Source organism: Paenibacillus sp. DRB1-1, assembly GCF_052119485.1.
Classification (GTDB): domain Bacteria; phylum Bacillota; class Bacilli; order Paenibacillales; family Paenibacillaceae; genus Paenibacillus; species Paenibacillus polymyxa_B.
Window position 1 is genome coordinate 2,702,355 of the sequence record NZ_JBODQH010000001.1, and the last position, 17,825, is coordinate 2,720,179.

Annotated in this window: 17 protein-coding genes; 10 read left to right on the forward strand and 7 right to left on the reverse strand. The window is 44.4% G+C overall.

Annotated elements, in window-relative coordinates:
- Window positions 1-179 precede the first annotated feature (179 nt).
- A complete protein-coding gene (locus ACQW03_RS11980) occupies window positions 180-908 on the forward strand; it encodes a YheC/YheD family protein (protein WP_233901786.1) in 729 nt (242 codons plus the stop codon).
- A gap of 114 nt (window positions 909-1,022) precedes the next feature.
- On the opposite strand, the gene ACQW03_RS11985 is transcribed toward ACQW03_RS11980, so the two are convergent.
- A complete protein-coding gene (locus ACQW03_RS11985) occupies window positions 1,023-1,733 on the reverse strand; it encodes an SDR family oxidoreductase (RefSeq protein ID WP_071643963.1) in 711 nt (236 codons plus the stop codon).
- A gap of 224 nt (window positions 1,734-1,957) precedes the next feature.
- On the opposite strand from ACQW03_RS11985, the gene ACQW03_RS11990 reads away from it, so the two are divergent.
- Window positions 1,958-2,308, forward strand: a complete 351-nt coding sequence (locus ACQW03_RS11990) for a winged helix-turn-helix transcriptional regulator (RefSeq protein ID WP_013312645.1) — start codon at window positions 1,958-1,960, stop codon at window positions 2,306-2,308.
- A gap of 157 nt (window positions 2,309-2,465) precedes the next feature.
- Window positions 2,466-2,954, forward strand: coding sequence for a hypothetical protein (locus ACQW03_RS11995; RefSeq protein WP_441949838.1), 489 nt, complete (start codon window positions 2,466-2,468; stop codon window positions 2,952-2,954).
- Between the two features lie 95 nt (window positions 2,955-3,049).
- Here the strand turns inward: ACQW03_RS11995 and ACQW03_RS12000 are convergent, their stop codons facing one another.
- Window positions 3,050-3,790: an SDR family NAD(P)-dependent oxidoreductase gene (locus tag ACQW03_RS12000; RefSeq protein WP_071643961.1), complete on the reverse strand. Its 741-nt coding sequence runs from the start codon at window positions 3,788-3,790 to the stop codon at window positions 3,050-3,052.
- A 157-nt stretch (window positions 3,791-3,947) separates the two neighbouring features.
- On the opposite strand from ACQW03_RS12000, the gene ACQW03_RS12005 reads away from it, so the two are divergent.
- On the forward strand, window positions 3,948-4,853 hold the full coding sequence (locus tag ACQW03_RS12005) for a LysR family transcriptional regulator (protein ID WP_441949840.1): 906 nt from the start codon (window positions 3,948-3,950) through the stop codon (window positions 4,851-4,853).
- 91 nt (window positions 4,854-4,944) lie between these two features.
- Here ACQW03_RS12005 and ACQW03_RS12010 read toward each other — a convergent pair whose 3' ends face one another.
- Complete coding sequence (locus ACQW03_RS12010) at window positions 4,945-5,814, reverse strand: AraC family transcriptional regulator (protein WP_441949842.1); 870 nt, start codon at window positions 5,812-5,814, stop codon at window positions 4,945-4,947.
- 315 nt (window positions 5,815-6,129) lie between these two features.
- Between ACQW03_RS12010 and rlmN the strand changes: the two genes are divergently transcribed.
- From rlmN to ACQW03_RS12025, 3 genes are all read left to right on the forward strand, one after another.
- The gene (gene rlmN, locus ACQW03_RS12015) at window positions 6,130-7,227 is read left to right on the forward strand and encodes a 23S rRNA (adenine(2503)-C(2))-methyltransferase RlmN (RefSeq protein WP_071643953.1); all 1,098 of its coding nucleotides are present in this window, start codon (window positions 6,130-6,132) and stop codon (window positions 7,225-7,227) included.
- Between the two features lie 139 nt (window positions 7,228-7,366).
- Entirely contained in the window at window positions 7,367-8,068 is a 702-nt protein-coding gene (locus ACQW03_RS12020) for a dihydroorotate dehydrogenase electron transfer subunit (RefSeq protein ID WP_441949845.1), read from the forward strand.
- Window positions 8,049-8,981 (forward strand): dihydroorotate dehydrogenase, encoded by a 933-nt coding sequence (locus ACQW03_RS12025; RefSeq protein WP_076292829.1) that lies wholly within the window; start codon window positions 8,049-8,051, stop codon window positions 8,979-8,981. Before ACQW03_RS12020 ends, ACQW03_RS12025 begins: the two co-directional genes overlap by 20 nt.
- A gap of 98 nt (window positions 8,982-9,079) precedes the next feature.
- Here ACQW03_RS12025 and ACQW03_RS12030 read toward each other — a convergent pair whose 3' ends face one another.
- Window positions 9,080-9,262 (reverse strand): DUF2524 domain-containing protein, encoded by a 183-nt coding sequence (locus ACQW03_RS12030; RefSeq protein ID WP_441949847.1) that lies wholly within the window; start codon window positions 9,260-9,262, stop codon window positions 9,080-9,082.
- Between the two features lie 289 nt (window positions 9,263-9,551).
- On the opposite strand from ACQW03_RS12030, the gene ACQW03_RS12035 reads away from it, so the two are divergent.
- Together ACQW03_RS12035 and ACQW03_RS12040 are read left to right on the forward strand one after the other, a co-directional pair.
- Complete coding sequence (locus tag ACQW03_RS12035; protein ID WP_441949849.1) at window positions 9,552-11,138, forward strand: ATP-binding protein; 1,587 nt, start codon at window positions 9,552-9,554, stop codon at window positions 11,136-11,138.
- Window positions 11,135-11,872 (forward strand): response regulator, encoded by a 738-nt coding sequence (locus ACQW03_RS12040; RefSeq protein WP_071643949.1) that lies wholly within the window; start codon window positions 11,135-11,137, stop codon window positions 11,870-11,872. Before ACQW03_RS12035 ends, ACQW03_RS12040 begins: the two co-directional genes overlap by 4 nt.
- 51 nt (window positions 11,873-11,923) lie before the next feature.
- Here the strand turns inward: ACQW03_RS12040 and ACQW03_RS12045 are convergent, their stop codons facing one another.
- Together ACQW03_RS12045 and ACQW03_RS12050 are read right to left on the reverse strand one after the other, a co-directional pair.
- Entirely contained in the window at window positions 11,924-12,943 is a 1,020-nt protein-coding gene (locus ACQW03_RS12045; protein WP_071643947.1) for a 2-hydroxyacid dehydrogenase, read from the reverse strand.
- A 17-nt stretch (window positions 12,944-12,960) separates the two neighbouring features.
- Window positions 12,961-14,016, reverse strand: coding sequence for an AEC family transporter (locus ACQW03_RS12050; protein WP_023990996.1), 1,056 nt, complete (start codon window positions 14,014-14,016; stop codon window positions 12,961-12,963).
- Between the two features lie 334 nt (window positions 14,017-14,350).
- Here ACQW03_RS12050 and mmuM point away from each other — a divergent pair, with 334 nt between their 5' ends.
- The gene (mmuM, locus tag ACQW03_RS12055; protein WP_441949852.1) at window positions 14,351-15,298 is read left to right on the forward strand and encodes a homocysteine S-methyltransferase; all 948 of its coding nucleotides are present in this window, start codon (window positions 14,351-14,353) and stop codon (window positions 15,296-15,298) included.
- Between the two features lie 148 nt (window positions 15,299-15,446).
- Here the strand turns inward: mmuM and ACQW03_RS12060 are convergent, their stop codons facing one another.
- Window positions 15,447-17,765 (reverse strand): GDYXXLXY domain-containing protein, encoded by a 2,319-nt coding sequence (locus ACQW03_RS12060; RefSeq protein WP_441952383.1) that lies wholly within the window; start codon window positions 17,763-17,765, stop codon window positions 15,447-15,449.
- Window positions 17,766-17,825 lie beyond the last annotated feature (60 nt).

Sequence of the window (17,825 nt, forward strand, 5' to 3'; positions counted from 1 at the left end):
TTCGTCATGCATAGAACACATTGTCCATTTCTCTCTTGAAATCAAAGAAGACTCGCCTTAAAGAAAGTAGGAGATTTGCCTCTTTCATAGCAAACTGTGGCATTCGCCGTTACCAAGATAGAATATAGATGCATATTCATGTAATGTGTGCAAAAACCCAACAGAATCGAGGGATATTCGTGCCCATTGGAAAGATGATTCAATACAAGGAAATGCGACAACATCCCATTTTACGTTCTCACTTGCCCGAAACCCGCTGGATCAGTAATGCAAGGACTTTACGGATGCTGGATACCTATCGCACAGTCTTTATCAAGCCTAATTATGGGAGTGGAGGAACTGGCATCATACGTGCGAAAAAGCTGGGGAGGAAATATGAGGTTCGTTGTGGCTCCAGTCGCAGAGTCGTTAGATCCCACGCCGTAAGAAGAGCAGTTAGAACCTATCGGAGACCTCATCGCCGTTATTTGGTACAGCAAGGACTTAAGTTAGCCAAGTACAAAGGTTCCATTTTTGATGCCAGAGTGTATATGCAGAAGCCGGAATCGGAATGGGTCATTTCAGGAATAACCGGCCGTGTCGCTGCACCTCGAAAAGTCGTTACCAACTATCGGAAGGGAGGACATGCGGCGCCGTTGTCCAAAGTGCTTTTAAGGGTCTTTGAAAATGACAGAACAAAAATGAAAGAGATTCTGGACCAGATCACCGAGCTTTCTAGAATCATTGCCGACACGATAGATAAAAATCATCCGGTTCGCGAGCTGGGCATCGATCTTGCTATTGAAAAGAGCGGTCAAATCTGGATTATCGAGGCCAATCCGCATCCCGGACATATGTTGTTCAGGCAGCTCCCCAATCACAAGATGATTCGCAACATTTTGAGAAACAAACGTCGTATTCATCACTAGGATAAAGTTTGCGAAAACATTCATTGATAAGAAAAGAGGAGAACGCCCAAGCAAAGATGCGGGAGTGTTCTCCGTTTTTTTTGTTAAATGACTGACGGATTTAGGACGAAGCTTTTATGTTAAAATGTGTCCGCCATCCACATGAAGGACTGTTCCGGTCACAAACTGATTTTGAATCAAATAAATTACACCTCGTGCAACATCCTCCGCAAGTCCAACTCGCTTCACGGGAAGCTTATGCGCGACCGTATCATAGAATTGATTGCGCGTATTTTCAGGCATTTTGCTGCGTGAAGGTGTATCAATAATGCCGGGTGAGACGACATTCACGCGGATGGGAGAAAGCTCTAACGCCAAGGTTTGACCAAGATTCGAAACCGCTGCATTCACAGCACCGAGCGCAGAGGAGCCAATCATCGGCTTGTATGCCACCACTCCTGAAAATAAGGTAATGGAACCCTCGGTTGAAAGTTGGGAAGCTCCGTATTTAGCTGCATAATACTGGCCCCAAAATTTATTTTCGAATAGCTTGCGGGCTTGATCCGTCTCCAACTGAAGGAATGACCCACCTGAGGTTTCTGCCGCGCTAACGATAAGATGGTCATAGGGGCCGACTTTTCCGAAGAAAGATTTTACCTGCTGCTCATCTGACGTGTCCAGCACATATATTGCAGCACGAGGGCCCAGCATTTCTTTGGCTTTGTGCAATTTATCCTCCGAGCGGCTGGCGATTACCACTTCCGCTCCAAGCGAAATGACTTGCTTAGCTGTTTCTAAACCAATACCTGAGCTTCCACCAATAATGACAATCTTTTGGTTTTGCAAATGGATTCCCTCCTAGTGTTCATCTGGTTTTGTTAATCATGTAATACGGCTTGTAGCTGTACATTGTTTTCCTCCTCGTATTAGAGAAAACATGATTTGCTACAGCGATATTGTATACGTAGTAAGTTTATTTAGGGAAGTAGTGATATTTAATTCATATAGTTTCCTTAAGGGAACTATTGTGATACTATTGGATTTAACAGATGTTTTTTGGAGGAGTTCCTATGCACGCTCAAGAACCTATTGAATTGACCAAAGGAATACCAGGCAAGCCGTGTCCTATTGCCCAAACACTTGATTTGATCGGAACGAAATGGACTTTTTTAATCATCCGTGACCTTCTTATCGAAGGAACACTGAGATTCAGCCAACTTCAGAAATCCATGAAGGGGATTAGTCCCAAAACGCTTTCCCTACGCCTGAAGGAACTTGAAGATAACGGCCTGTTAGAAAGAAAGGTATATGCCGAGGTTCCCCCGCGTGTTGAATATTCGTTAACGGAAAAAGGGAAGCGACTGGAAGGTGTTTTTATTGAGCTGAAGAGATTTGGCTTAGATTTAAAAGCAGATCATTGAGGGATATGACTGCAACATTCCAAGGTATCGTTGAGATGAACGATGCCTATTTCTTATATATAAGGAAGCGTTTACTATAAAGTTCACAGAAAGTTCACTTATGTGGAGGTTTTGACTATTTATATAATTACCAAGGTACACAGAAGGGATGATGGAATTGCCAACAACGAAGAAAGAAGATTTTTATTTTGGTTTAATGATGTGCTTGGGGATGGTCGTATTCATGACATTTTATAATCTATATACAAATGACTTGATTGGCACAATATCTCTAAAAGTAATGTTTCTTCAATTTATTTTATGTTTTATCATTGCTTTCGTATTGGAATTATTTATTGTCGGCCCACTAGCAAAGAAAATAGCCTTCTCATTACCATACGACAAATCTAAAAAGGTATTTGTGATTCTGTCCCTCTCATGCTGTATGGTCATTGGAATGGTTATCTGTATGTCACTTTATGGATTGGGGACGGCTTACTTTTTTAATGGTCTTTCGGGAGAGTCATTATTTAAAAATTACTTGTCTTTAGTTTTTAAGAATTTTATTTTTGCTTTCCCTCTGCAGCTCTTAATTGTAGGGCCGCTTGTTCGGTACTTATTTGTTAAATTCGTGAAAGGTACACGAATTGCGGTATCTCTAAGCTAAAACGTAGTCAACGACGGTATACGATAATACGATAGCTCAAAAGCCGCCTTCTGTTTGAGAAGGCGGCTTGTTTTTACGCAGAAGTCCCAGTATCTTTACAGTGTTTGTCCGCTGTCCACCGTAATGATCTGGCCTGTCATGGCTTCCTGTTCCAAAGCAGAGCAGATCATGCTGGCAATATCCTCGGGTGTAGAAATGCGCTGTAGGAGCAAATGAGGAAACAGTTGCTTCATTTGTTCTTCCCTGCCTGCCCACCATCTTGTCGCTACGGCTCCCGGCACGATGCAATTAACGCGAATATCCGGTGCCAATGCTCGTGCTAAAGATTTGGTCAGCCCGTGGACGGCCGCTTTGGATACCGCATAGGGAAGCGAGGAACCCAGCCCTGTTTGCCCTGCTATACTTCCCAGATTGACGATAGCTCCTTGTTTACTACGCTTCATAAAAGGAGCTACGGCTCTGGCACAGTAAAACATGCCTTTTACATTTACATCAAATAGATCATCCCATACCTCTTCCGTGGCTGCCTCCAGATCATCCATAGGAATGTGATGTGTAATGCTAGCGTTATTCACGAGTATATCAATCGTACCGAATTGCTGGACAATCTGGTTTACCATAATTCGAACTTCCTGATCTCGGGAAACATCTGCCTGTAATGCGATAGCACGTCCGCCCTTTTCAAGGATCATACGTACAGTTTCCTCAGCATCGTTTTTAGAGCGGGAATAGTTTACGACTACCGTAGCTTTTCGATCTGCCAAGGCCATACATACGGCTCTCCCAATTCCTGTACCTCCACCTGTAACCAGTGCTACTTTTTGATGTAAATCCATATATATTCGCTCCTTCCCATCCAGTTCATCTTGCGTCTGAAAAATAATATGATCTGATATGTATCATTGTAGAGGATGCACTGTATTCTGTATAATTGAATTAACTGAATTTACAATTCAATAAAATTGAATTAATTGTGCATATAGGAGTTTGAGAATGGACATTAAAACACTCAAAACATTTCAAATGATTGTGAATTACGGGAGTTTTATTCGTGCAGCAGAAGAGTTGAATTATGCACAATCTACCGTGACGATGCAAATACAGAAGCTGGAGTCCGATATGGGAATTCAACTGATCGAACGGGGCAAGAAAATAAAGTTAACTGAAGCGGGCAGGATGTTTTACGAGCAAAGTCTACATATTGTAAAGGATATGGAGCAATTGCAGGAAAATATGGACAATCTGCAAAGAGGAACCGCAGGCGACCTTCGTATAGGAGTGACCGAACCGACTGCCAGTTACCGACTACCAGGAATTTTAAAACGATTCTTAACCCATTATCCGAACATTCGGGTTTCTGTTGAGTTTGGGAATACTCCTACTCTAAGCGAGCGTGTTCTCAAGGGGGATATTAATTTAGCGCTGTGCTCCGCACCGGATTTGGGCACAGAGCTATATTTTGAACCGTTATTTAGGGAGAGATTTGTAGTATTAATGCCTGAAAATCACCCGCTTGCGCAAAAAGAAAAGATTGGGCCGGAGGATTTACAGGGGGAGCGGTTGCTTATTACGTCGGCCACCTGCCCATATCGTCGCAAACTTGAAATGGTCATGAAGGAATATGGAATAACCACGTTAAACACGATGGAAATTGGCAGCATGACGGCTCTGAAATTTTATGTGGAGAGCGATTTAGGTATTGCACTTGTGCCACAAATTCTGGTCAGTTCTGTCCCGACAGGAACAGCGGTGAGGGAGTTAAGCGACAGCCTGATCGATATGACCTTCGGCCTTCTTTGCAAAGCAACAGACTATCCGCTAAAGCCGGCAGGTTCAAGGCTATATTCTGTGTTGAAGCAGGAGCTTGGGGAGTTGCATGGGAGCATTAAGCTAGAGTAGCGAGTATGCAGGGAATTGTGTTTTCTGTCACCTTATGATGTAAATGCAATACGGTATAAAACCGACTGCAATAGGCAGTCGGTTCGTTTGTTTACTTTTTCTTAATCGGAATCCAAACTTCACTTCGGTAGTCTTCAGCATGTGAATCGCCCATAGTATACACTTCCAGTTCCGGGCCGCCTGAATGCTCATAATTACTGGCAGGGAACCATTCCTGAAAGATTCTTTGCCATACTTTTTGGATCGAGTGAGGCATAGGGCCGATGGATGTAAACACTGCCCAGGTTGAAGCCGGAATGATTCTGGATTCCAGCCCATTCGCGGTCGCTACGTCTTCGCTGCCTTCTGCGGCAATCAGGTACGTGAATTTCTCCTCTCCATGTTTGAAATCCAAACAAATACCGAGGATATCGTCGCCTGTCCCCAAGGCATGAATCCGATCCGATGTACCATCCGCATTCAGTTCGTTCCAGAATTTTGGGATTTCTCGAAGATTATCGCCGTTCTTAGTGGTGACTTGAATGGACTTGCCAATGACCGTAAAGGCCGCTTTCTCTACAATTTTGTAATCCATTTCCTGATCTCCCTTCAACGATAGATGGAAGGTGATGCGTGGAAAGGCTTTCAGGTTTACCCCAGGGCTTCTGGCCTCAGAGGGAGAAATACCGTGTACCTTTCGGAACGCTTTAGAAAAAGATTCGGGGGAATCATATCCGTATTTGAACGCTACATCCAGCACCTTGGCGGAAGAAAGACTCAATTCCTGAGCAGCCAAGGTCAATCGACGTTTGCGCACATATTCTGCAACCGTGACGCCGGTTAGCATATGAAACATACGCTGAAAATGGAAAGGAGACGAGTAGGCTGCCTTTGCAATTTCATCGATATCAAGGGGCTGCTGCATTCTCTCTTCCATCAGATCCAGTGCGTTCTTGATCCGAAGCAACCATTCCAACCGCATCACCTTCCTTAGTTGTAATCATATCATTAGGAGTATCTGTAATCCTGTCTTTGCGTGCTCTTGTTGAACAGGTTCTGTCGCCTAGTTTAATGTGGCTTGTACTTTGTTTCAAGATATAATTTCACGCTAAAATTTTGGAGAAACAATGTCCTGCCCCCTTGTGTTCATAATTAAAATTTGGGACAATGAAAGAGGCGTTTAAATAGCGCAGATTGCTTAAACATGCTATGATGCAATGATGGTTGAGACGAATGGTGCGTGCTTAGTTTCATATAGAGGAAGACGAATTTGAATGTTTTGAAAAGAGGATCGAACATGAAAAAAGAATCCATTTATGGATTAACGCTAGATCAATTGACAGCATGGCTCATCGAGCATGGACATAAGAAATCTCGGGCATTGCAGGTATGGGACGCATTGTACCGGAAGCGGGTTACTGATTTTGCAGCGATGGCAGAGGTTCATGAGGATTGTACTCGCCTGTTGACCGAGCACTTTTCCATAGAAACACTTGAAGAACACGTGAAGCAACAGTCAGCAGACGGGACGGTCAAGTTCTTGTTCCGGCTTCAGGATGGTAATTTGATTGAGACGGTATTGATGCGGCATAAGTTTGGCTTATCCGTATGTGTGACTACGCAGGTAGGATGTAACATTGGGTGCAGCTTCTGTGCGAGCGGATTGTTGAAGAAGAGCCGTGACCTGTCCAGCGGTGAAATTGTAGAGCAAATTATGAAGGTCCAGCTGTATCTAGATCAGGAACGTCCGGGGGACCAGGTCAGTCATGTTGTTGTGATGGGAATTGGCGAACCGTTTGATAACTTCGTGAACCTGTCCGATTTCATTCGGGTCATTAAGGATCACAAAGGGCTAGCGATTGGGCCGCGGCATATTACCGTTTCCACAAGTGGATTGGCTGATAAAATCATTGAGTTTGCAGATTCCGACCTACATGTCAATCTGGCAATCTCCCTCCACGCTCCGAATAATGAGATTCGTACTCGCATTATGAAGATCAACCGGGCGATTCCGATTGAGAAACTAATGCAGGCGATTGATTATTATTTGGACAAAACAAATCGTCGGATTACGCTGGAGTACATCTTGCTGAAGGATGTTAATGACGGTAAGGAGCATGCGCTCGAACTGGCTGAGCTGGTGGGCCATCGCCGTAATCTGGCCAATGTAAACCTGATTCCGTACAATCCGGTGGATGAGCATAGTCAATACCAGCGGAGTGAGTCGGAGTCGATTACTGGCTTCTATGATGTTCTGAAAAAACAAGGCATTAGCTGTAGTGTTCGGCTGGAGCATGGAGTCGATATTGACGCAGCCTGCGGACAGCTACGCAGCAAGCAAATCCGCAAGGATGCCAAGGGTAGCCGCAATGCGGAGCGCGAAGCCATTAGTTAAATTCACAAGCGTACTCTCTAACAGGAGTACGCTTTTTTATATCACGAGCCGCAGGGCGAAACGTTACCCGAAAATGTGAAAATAGTCACGTAATAGTTGCTGCTTTTACGTTATAGTGAGTGGTTAGTGGAGGGGTTATATGGCTAACGTAATTTCGAATGTGGCGCTCGTACCGGGCATCTATGTGATGAAAATAGAGGGAAAGTTTAAAGGGAACATGGGGCAGTTTTACATGCTGCGCAGCGGGACAGGTTACCCACTGCTGCCCAGACCCATCAGCATTTATGATATCGGGGAAGAGAGTATTTCCTTTTTGTACCGGGTTGTTGGAGAGGGGACAAATTTGTTTTCCCAATTACAGCCTGGTCAGGAGATTCATTTAGAAGGACCTTTCGGAAACAGTTTTCCGCAGGTAGAGGGTAGTTTGGCTTTGATCGGCGGTGGCATGGGTACAGCTCCGTTGTTGTTGGCTGCAAAGTATTACACGCATGCGCACGTTTATTTGGGGTTTGCACAGCAAGCCTTCGGGGTTGAAGCGTTCGAAGCTGTGGCGGCATCTGTGCAGGTCAAGGTAGGGGGAAGCATCGTCGAACAGGTCGATCCGACGCTCTATGCAAATATGTTCTCCTGCGGACCAACTCCGATGTTGCAAGCACTCGCCATGAAAACGGTGGATACGTCATCCCGTTTATATATTTCAACTGAAAGACACATGGCCTGTGGTATTGGCGCATGTTTGGGCTGTACGATGCGTACCCGTGGAGGCAATCGTAGGGTATGTAAAGAAGGGCCTGTATTCCCGGTGGAGGAGGTGGAGTTCGATGATCTCCATGGCGTGTAATATTGCGGGTGTACCGTTCAAGAACCCGATCATCATGGCTTCCGGTACGTTTGGATTCGGACGTGAGTATGCGGAATTTTATTCTCCTGAATTATTGGGTGGTATCGTCGGCAAGGGACTGACCCTGCATCCGAAGGCTGGTAATACAGGATCACGAATACATGAGACAGCATCGGGTATGCTCAATAGTGTGGGGCTGGAGAATCCGGGTATTGCCGCCTTTTTGAAGGATGAGCTGGATGACATGACTCACTGGAACACGGCTGTTATTGCCAACGTGGGCGGTTCCAATCTGGAGGAATATGTTCAGGCCGTAGCGATGATTACGGAAAACGCGCAAAAACGACGCACGATGAACCGCAGAGGCGTTGATATGCTGGAATTGAACATTTCGTGTCCCAATGTGAAGCAGGGTGGAATGCAATTTGGTATCCAGACGGAGGTAGCGCGGGAGGTTGTGCGTCAGGTGCGCAATGTGACGGCTCTTCCGTTGGTCGTCAAACTGTCTCCAAACGCAGAGAACATCACACAGATGGCGGTTATGTGCGAGGAAGAAGGCGCAGACGGAGTTTCGCTGATCAATACATTTTCTGCAATGAAAATAGATATACGCCGGCGTCGCAGTGTCTTCGCCAACACGTATGCTGGTCTTTCCGGCCCGGCAATTAAGCCGATTGCCTTGCGCATGGTTCACCAGGTGGCACAGGCGGTGTCGATTCCGGTGATCGGGATGGGCGGGATTAGCTCGGTGGAGGATATTATTGAATTCACCATGGCAGGGGCCGCTGCCATTCAGGTGGGAACGTACAATTTTGTCCATTTACATGCAGGGGCTGAGCTGGTACATGGCCTTGAACAATGGATGCAGCGGGAAAAGGTGCAGTCATTGGATGAGATACGGGGAATTTTGTGAATTTGGAACCTTTTAGCATACACTAGTTCATATAGAACCGGCTTGTCTTTAAAAGACAAGTCGGTTTTATTTATTTTACTGAAATAGCCAAGCTTCAACTAGTGGTTAATATCGCACTTGTTCAAGATGAACGAAATTTGATTTTCCAGCCGATGAATGGCTTCCTCGGACGCCTGGTCGTTTGCACCTTGTTCCTGAAGCACAGCGAGTTCCTGCTTGAGCTGATGAAGGTCTTGTCCTGCATTAGCGCAGTTGTAATTGCTTTCGAGATTGTCAATCATCCGATATCCTCCATTTCATTAGGTATACGTCCTTATTATGGAGAATTGATCTTTCCTTATTCAGCATATCGTTTTATTTCAGATAAAGGATACGTTTGGTTGTCGGTGGAGCGCGCAGAGCTTGCAGAATAAGAAGGAAATTGTCAAATGATGTCGAATATCAAGGGAATATAGGTCAGAGATAAGCTCTTCTTCCTAATGGAGAGCTTAACAAAGAAGCTAGGTGATGGGGTTGCGATTAAAAAGTAAGTCGAAACCGAGACGACAATTCAAGGTTTCGCTACAATTCATGATTATTATTTTGGTTGTTTTAGTTATCATTATTTCTTTAATTATATCCTTGCTTCTCATTCGTAATTTCGTGATTAACAAGCATTTTGATAATACGAAGGAAAAACTTTCGGGTATTGCCAAGATGGTTGCCAGTGACAACGATGTTATTCGTAATGTCGAGCAGGGAGTTCCTGTGCAGCAGATCCAAGACTACTCGCTTGGAGTCATGAACAACGTTAATGTGGATTTCGTTGTCATTTTGAACCACGATTTAATTCGGCTATCTCATCCGAATGCAACGATGGTTGGCAAACCGTTCTCTGATTTGAATGATGCCAGAAGAGCGCTATCCGGTCAGGGACATTTTTCTGAGAATATAGGAATTTTGGGCAAAGGTTACCGATATTTTACGCCGATATTTAATCAACAGCATGAGGTCATTGGCATTGTATGTGTAGGGCTGACCATGAGAACCCTAAATCATGATTTGATGCAGGCGCAGTATACCATTTTTGGGGGGCTGATGCTGGGGCTCTTTAGTGGAGTTCTGGGCGCGATCATTCTGGCTCAGAAAATCAAAACGATTTTATTTGGGCTTGAGCCGCAAGAGATAGCAACACGATTGCGCGAAAAAGAAATTATTGAAAATGAGGTCGCTGAAGGAATTATAGCCATTTCGGCTGACAAGAAAATTATGCTCATGAATAAAGAAGCTCAGGCCAAGTATCAACTGGCAAACCAAGAGATGAAAGCCCCGATTGGCGAGCAGCTAGATACCAACTTTTATAACGTGCTCTTCAAGAGAGTGTTTGATGATAAAAAGAAAATCAAGGATCGCTCATTTTATGTGAATGGTATAGAAGTCATTGCGACAGTAACCCCTATATATATTGAAAATGAGTTTTTTGGGGCAGTTGCAACGCTGCGCGACCAATCCGAGATGATCCATCTCAGCAACCAGTTAAGTGGTACAAAATATTATATTAACTCCCTTCGCGGACAGACCCATGAATTTATGAACAAAATGCACGTAATATCCGGGCTGATTGAAATGAGGAAATATGCGGAGGTCAGTCAATATATTCAGCAGCTAAATCACCGGTATCAAGATGAGGTAGGCTTTTTGACTGAGAGAATTAAAGTTCCGGCATTAGCAGGTTTTATTATGGGTAAAATCAACGAAGCACGCGAACAGAATATTTCGGTTCTTCTTGCAGAAAGCTCGGATGTCTCTAATGTGGAGATGCAGGATATCGTTCATGATGTCATACACATCCTGGGCAATTTTTTTGACAACGCCATAGATTCCATCTTACAAAAAAAAGAACCCGGCAAAATTGAACTGAAATTGAACTATGAGCGTGAGGGAAATGTATTCATTTTGAAAGTGAAAGATAATGGTATGGGGATTGATTTTGAGATGCAAAAAAGAATATTCGAGCATGGCTTTTCAACCAAAGGAGAAGACAGAGGCTACGGCTTGAATCTGGTTAAAACCATGGTGGAAAATCATCAAGGAATCATTGAGCTTGATAGCCAACCGGGTCTCGGAACAAGTATATATGTAGAGTTGCCCTGTACATTGGAGGTTACAAATGAATGAAAGTTCTAATTGTTGAGGATGATCCGATGGTTGCTGAGCTCAATCAACAGTTTATCGAGCGCATGGACAATTTGGACGTTGTATGTAAGGCAGATACCGTCAAGAAAGCACAGGATTGCCTTCAAAAATGGTCACCGGATCTGGTATTACTGGACGTTTATTTACCTGGAAAAAGCGGATTAACTTTATTATCACATATGCAGGAGCATCAGTATCATGCTTCAGTTATTTTAATTACGGCTGCAAAAGATATTCAGACGGTGAAGGAAGCCGTTTTTTATGGTGTTGCAGACTATTTAATTAAACCCTTTACATTCGAACGCTTTAGACTGGCTGTTGAGAAAATCCAGCGTCTGGCGACGGTGATGGAGGAAGGGAACGGAATTAATCAGGCTGTTATTGACCATTATTTTAATAAAGAAGAGCATGCGGGTGTGGAGAAGAAAAAACCTGTTGAACATCCATCGCATAATCTACCGAAAAACCTGTCTAAAAATTTGTCCAAACTGACCATGACCACGATACTGAAGAGTATTCAAGAGCTGGATGGACCATTCTCGGTTGAAACGTTAGCCAGAGAAGTGGACTTGTCCCGTATCACGGTAAAAAAATATATTCAGTTCCTGGTGGACGATGGCTTTCTGGTTGAATCGATAGAATACCACAAGGTTGGCAGGCCGCTAATGCTCTATCAGTTGAATCCTGATATAAAAGAACCGCTATTTCCGATGTAGTCTGGAAATAGCGGTTCTTTTTTTGTTCAACAAGAGTACCGAGCTTCCTAATTATTTCATAGAGAGAACAGGAAGTGGGACTAGGTTATCCGAAGAATGAGCTGTAACGATATCATGGAAGTTGTCATAGCTAGTTTCAATCATGTTGGATAACGCCGTAACGGTATTCGAGCCAGCATGAGGCGTTACCAAAACTCTTGGATACAGCTCGACAAGCTTCTGGATCGTTGGGTCCGGGAGCATTTGCCATGGTTCAAATGCTCTAAAGAATAATTCATCTTCTTTAGGGAAGACATCCGTAGCGAAGCCTTCCAGATGGTTACTGAGCAAAGCGTCCAAAATGGCTTGGTTATCTTGCAATTCTCCACGTGAGGTATTGATGAGAATAGATCCCTTTTTCATTTTTGCTAAAAAGCTGGCGTTAATCATTTTGTCGTTCTGTCCCGGCAGATAAGGAACGTGCACACTAACGACATCACTCTCTGCCAGTAATTCATCCAAGGTCGTGAATGGAATGACTTCCTTGGCCGCATCTGATTGGTACACATCATAACCAATAACAGAGGCTCCCAATCCTTTAAACAATTTGGCCTCCGTCAGACCAATGCGACCAACCCCGATAATCCCAACTTTACAGTTATGGATCTCTTTGCTGAATGTATGCTCATCCACAATAAAATTTTTGAACGAACTTTTGGTAGTCATATAAGCGGTGTGTCGGAACAGCATCATTGCTAAAGTTAGGGAGAGCTCGGCGATGGCATTCGGAGAGTAGGATGGCACGCGTGCCACCTTCATTCCGAATTCGCTGCAGGCATCCAAATCAATGTGGTTGATTCCGACTGTTCTGGTGAAAACATATTGAATGCCGTATTCATTGAATTTTGTGATATTTTCCCGATTGGCAGCACAGTTTCCTCTTAGCAAAACGGCATCGTGATGCTGTGCCAATTCTGCATTGCTGGTGGTTAACAACTCTTCTACCAGCGTTAGTTGGAAGTTATATTTATTGAGATCCTGGAAATAGGGTTTCTCATAAGAACGGACACCATAGCAAATGATTTTTAACATGTTGTTTTCCCCCTGATTTAGAAAATTCCAATTTTATCAATGACATTGAGCGTAATGATCCACACTGGAATCATGACGACAGAAGTGATAGTAGATAGAAGCGATGCATTAGAAGTTAATATGGCTTCCTTATCAAAACTGATGGCATAGGCTGCGGCTACGGTAGCTGTAGGAGTAGCCATCATGATGACAATAGTAGCTAAAGCGACAGAATCGACTGACAGAATATGAGATACAGTCAACAAAGCCAGCAAGACGATGTTAACAATAGGAACAAGCCAAACCTTAACTATGCTGTAATACCAAGAGGTCTTATCAGTAGCTGCCGACTTGAAGCTGATCTCCCCCAATGTCGAGCCAATCGATAACCAGGCTAATGGAGAAGCTAGTCCAGCTAGGTAGGTCATGGGCTTGAACAGCCAGACAGCGGTTTGATCAATTCTTAGAAAGGCGAACTGCTGAATGGCCCCATCCTCTGTAGCTACACTCATCTGTGGCAAATAACCTTGAAACAACCAAACAAACAAGCCTAGAAACGTGGCGATAACGATGGGATTCAAAAACATGGTTTTGAGATTTTTAAGCTCCATTTTCAAGCCGCTCATTTTGATATAGCCATAGGAGTATAAGAAAATGCGGTACCCTATGTTAAAAATGGAACTGTACATCACTCCGGTAGGACCGTAAATGGCTCCGACAATTGGAATTCCGAAGAAAGTAGTAGAACCGAAAATGGTTAATACCCGCAAAACATCCTGTTTATCCTTGTTGTAGCTCAGGAAGAACGGTTTAGAAATAAAGATGAGAATAATATAAATTAAAATTCCCCATATTAAAACATTCATTCCTTGTTTTAACATTGTGGGATTAATATCCTGCATAAAAGAATTAAAGGCTAGTGCTGGTAGAGCCACGGTTAGAACAACCTTGGATAACATCTTTCCTACTGCTGCGTTAAAAATCCCCTTCTTCCGGCAAAAGAAACCAAGAAGGATAATAAAAACGGTGGAAGCGATAGAACTGAGAATTTTGTTATCTGTTAAGGTCGCTGTAATCATTTCTAGTAAAGACATAGATAAAACCCTCTCTTGTACCTTTTTTCACATAAATGACGATGCAGAATGTGACGATGCAATTCCCTGATCTTTTGGCCAAAGTGTTGGTTTGCACTTTTATAGTAAAATGACTTTGTGAAAAAAAGAACAATATCTAATTAATTTAACTTATGAAACTAATTTAAAAAATTTATACGTTACATCAGATGGCAAATGAAACGCGAGGGGACGTCTTCACGAAATGATTATTTCTTGGCTTTGTGAGTGCTCATCGACTTCCGTGCTATAATGTAAATCATTAAACCCTACTTGATTAGTGGGTTAAATAGAAAAGACGAGCAGGAGGGGCCGTATGAATCCGATACAACATATACTGGACGAATTTCAGCTGATCGTGCTGGACGGCGCCATGGCGACCGAGCTGGAGCGTCATGGACATGATCTGAACGATAGCTTATGGTCAGCTAAAATCCTCCATGAGCATCCGGAGTCGATCAAGCGTGTACATAGGGATTATTTTGAAGCTGGGGCAGACTGTGCGATTACTGCGAGCTATCAGGCTACCGTTGAAGGCTATGTTAAACGGGGCCTAAGCGAAAGTGAGGCGCTGGAGCTGATTCAATCATCGGTGCGGATTGCTGTGCAGGCACGCGATGAGTTTTGGGCTGACGTGACGGCTACTGCTAGTCAGCGACATCGTCCCAAGCCGCTAGTCGCGGCCTCTGTTGGCCCTTACGGGGCGTTTTTGGCAGATGGGTCAGAGTATCGCGGCGATTACAAGCTGAGCGAGGAACAGCTAGTGGAGTTTCACAGGCCACGTATGAAAGCTCTGATCGAGGCGGGTGCAGATATTTTAGCCTGTGAAACGATACCCTGTCTGGTTGAAGCCAAGGCCATTGCCCGATTGCTGAAGGAATTCCCTGGCACGTATGCCTGGATCAGCTTTAGCGCAAAGGATGGACAGCATATCAGTAATGGTGAGTCTGCCGCTGCATGTGCTGAGTGGCTGAATGGGCATGAGCAAGTGGCTGCTGTAGGAATCAATTGCACTTTGCCGAAATTCGTTCCATCGCTTATTCACGAAATACGCAGCCACACGGATAAGCCTGTGGTGGTATATCCCAATCTGGGGGAGGAATATGACCCGGTCAGCAAGACATGGCACGGCAGCACTTGTGCAGAGACGTTTGGACAAAGTGCCCGCCAATGGTACGAAGCGGGAGCTCGTCTGATTGGTGGTTGTTGCCGGACTCAGCCGCTGGATATTGAGGAAATAGCATCATGGACGAGAGATGTATAAACGAGGATAAGCGTAGCGCAGGGATAAAGGTTATCTATAAGAGGTAACTCGATGGCCCGAAAAAGAACAAGCAGGCTGAACCAAGTTGTGCTCCAGCAATGGAGCAGCTTGGTTCAGCCTGCTTTGTTTGCTACCTGCGCCGATCTGGTCAGCTTTCCGCTAAACGTTCCAGTAGTGCGTCTCCATTACGGCTCACCCGGATATGGGCAAAATGTGCGTTCTGTTCTACAGTACGTCCGGTTCCCTCAGGGATGAAATAATTCTCAATACCGTACAGAATACGAGAACCATACCATTGTCCATTTAGAACGACCTCATGACTGGTAAGTTTTTCACCATCTTGATATAGGCGATCCGCGACGTATACTCCTTGGCTATCTGGTGTGAGAACGACTTTGACCTTGCCTCGGCTCCATTCCTCCTCCTGAAGAGGGGTCTTGGAAGGCGGGGTAGATATGTCGTAATTCAGTGCCACATAATCGCCTTGCAGCAGGGAGCGCGGGTCTATAGGAGCCAGTTTGAGCTTAATGGAAGCCCCTGTGGCGAGCAGGGTTTCACTTCTCGCCGTCTGATAGCCGATGATCCCCAGCTGTAGCACGATGACAATAGCGATGAGTAACGGGCTTAAGCGCATGAAGCTAAAGCTGCGGTGGTCGGCATCAAATGCTGCTTTGCCGCTATGGGCCATTCGCCGATCCGCCCACCAGGTCAAGCCGAGTGCAATGACCCCCAGAAGCGCCAACGTAAAAGACTTATACAGTAGCGTCCACAATAAATCATAGTATTTGAAGCCGATAAAAATAAACCAGAAGACAACGCTCATGATGGTCTCCGATTTTTGTTTCAGACGGGCAAAGGCAAAGACCATCCCGGTAACGATAACAAAATAAAAAATGTTAATGAACATATAAGAGTGTGGAATGACATCCTCGAAAAACGTCGCCCAAAACAGGAACAGCAAGCTGAAAAATAATGAGCTATTCCGCAGATGTTCTTTTAACTCCGTTTTGAATATAAAGTAACTTACCCCATATAACACCGCATTGACGATGAAAAGAGAGAAGATGATGAACTTATAGGTCCAGTTCCAACCATCCCACTCCTGATACTGCTGAAATAAAATGGTCGCCAGATTCAGGTTTACAAAGGTGTAGGCAAAGAACAACTGCCTTTTCCCCTTGGAGCGGAACCATCCAGCGATGGAAACGATCAGAAATAATACCGAAAGCAACGTCTGATCTGACCAAAGAATGGCCGCCAAGCCTGTAATATAGCTGATGGTCAGCAGTGTATAACGTATTACCGAATCCAGCTTGGATTCCGGTATGGCAATCATCGAAATCATAAGCAGCAACGACACAACCAACAGTACATATTCGGTGTGGTTTACATTCGTGCTAATCATAATCAATCCGATGAGAGAAATACTACCGATCAGCACTCCAACCACTTTGATTACACGGGATACGGTTTTGCTGATCCATTCACTGCCACGTTCCTCGGGAACGGTCGTCTCAGTCTTTGATGTACTGATGTCCGTTGTCCCTGTATCAGATTTCGCGATACTTCCCTTTTCCTCATTGGATATCTCATCTGCTTCCGGCGGTGTTTTCCCCAAACGATTCAAATAACGGAAAAACCACACGTTACCCGTCAGCAGTAGCGCCACAAAAATCAAACCAAAAACAAAAAACAGAGATGAGGAGTACGCCTCAGCCAGCTCTATAAATTTAAAGACGGCAAAAGCCGAGAGTGCCAATGCATTCAAGGTCAGCAGCGTTTTATTCAGCTGCACCTTGGTAAATATATAAAATCCTAAAGCAATCACAGCGATATGCGGTATATTCATAACCAGGCCATACCCATCAAATGCAAAAGAGTTGGTCATCGCCAACATGGCTATATGGAAAACCGTAAAGCTCATATATTGTAGTGGAGCAGAGTGTATACGATGAAGGAATGTCAATAAAAATAGCAGCAGATTGACTATTGCGAATATTCCGGCAATGGACAACGATTCCAGCTCGCTATAAGGCGCGCTTTGCATCGTAGGGTAAAAATAAAGCCACAAACCAAGATGAATTAGTACATAAGACAGCATATAAAAAGGATTGTAGCGAGTAATCCAGCTAAGCAGTAGAGCCGGCACCGACCAAATGAAAAACAATCCGTAGCTGTCCGCATGGGAATTGTAAATTTGACCGAGCAATGCCACGGAAACGCCAAAGGCTATACAGCCAGCCACCAAAAACATATTAGACAGAAAAGCTTGTTGGCCGGGAACAGCACGTATCCGTGCAAATACAAAAGACAAGCCATAGAACAGAACAATAAGCGCAGCAGCAAGTACAATCTTGGATGTCCGATCCAGTCCGCCCCAATTGGAGGCGAAAAAATAAATAATTGCGGCCAGTATCAGTGAGATGCCCAGCAGATAGCCCGTACGTATCGCATTGAATCGCAGCATGGATTTCACGTACCTTTCCTGTTGGTTTGATGCCTATTATAGCGTTGAAAGGGCTCAGAA

Bases quoted from the DNA above. Each gene is read 5' to 3' on its own strand.
- ACQW03_RS12030 (WP_441949847.1), bottom strand. From the start codon at position 9,262: ATGATTGACAATCTCGAAAGCAATTACAACTGCGCTAATGCAGGACAA.
- ACQW03_RS12060 (WP_441952383.1), bottom strand. From the start codon at position 17,765: ATGCTGCGATTCAATGCGATACGTACGGGCTATCTGCTGGGCATCTCA.
- ACQW03_RS12040 (WP_071643949.1), top strand. From the start codon at position 11,135: ATGAAAGTTCTAATTGTTGAGGATGATCCGATGGTTGCTGAGCTCAAT.
- ACQW03_RS12025 (WP_076292829.1), top strand. From the start codon at position 8,049: ATGATCTCCATGGCGTGTAATATTGCGGGTGTACCGTTCAAGAACCCG.
- ACQW03_RS12005 (WP_441949840.1), top strand. From the start codon at position 3,948: ATGGACATTAAAACACTCAAAACATTTCAAATGATTGTGAATTACGGG.
- ACQW03_RS12045 (WP_071643947.1), bottom strand. From the start codon at position 12,943: ATGTTAAAAATCATTTGCTATGGTGTCCGTTCTTATGAGAAACCCTAT.
- ACQW03_RS11990 (WP_013312645.1), top strand. From the start codon at position 1,958: ATGCACGCTCAAGAACCTATTGAATTGACCAAAGGAATACCAGGCAAG.
- ACQW03_RS12050 (WP_023990996.1), bottom strand. From the start codon at position 14,016: ATGTCTTTACTAGAAATGATTACAGCGACCTTAACAGATAACAAAATT.
- mmuM (WP_441949852.1), top strand. From the start codon at position 14,351: ATGAATCCGATACAACATATACTGGACGAATTTCAGCTGATCGTGCTG.
- ACQW03_RS12035 (WP_441949849.1), top strand. From the start codon at position 9,552: ATGATTATTATTTTGGTTGTTTTAGTTATCATTATTTCTTTAATTATA.
- ACQW03_RS12000 (WP_071643961.1), bottom strand. From the start codon at position 3,790: ATGGATTTACATCAAAAAGTAGCACTGGTTACAGGTGGAGGTACAGGA.
- rlmN (WP_071643953.1), top strand. From the start codon at position 6,130: ATGAAAAAAGAATCCATTTATGGATTAACGCTAGATCAATTGACAGCA.
- ACQW03_RS12010 (WP_441949842.1), bottom strand. From the start codon at position 5,814: ATGCGGTTGGAATGGTTGCTTCGGATCAAGAACGCACTGGATCTGATG.
- ACQW03_RS12020 (WP_441949845.1), top strand. From the start codon at position 7,367: ATGGCTAACGTAATTTCGAATGTGGCGCTCGTACCGGGCATCTATGTG.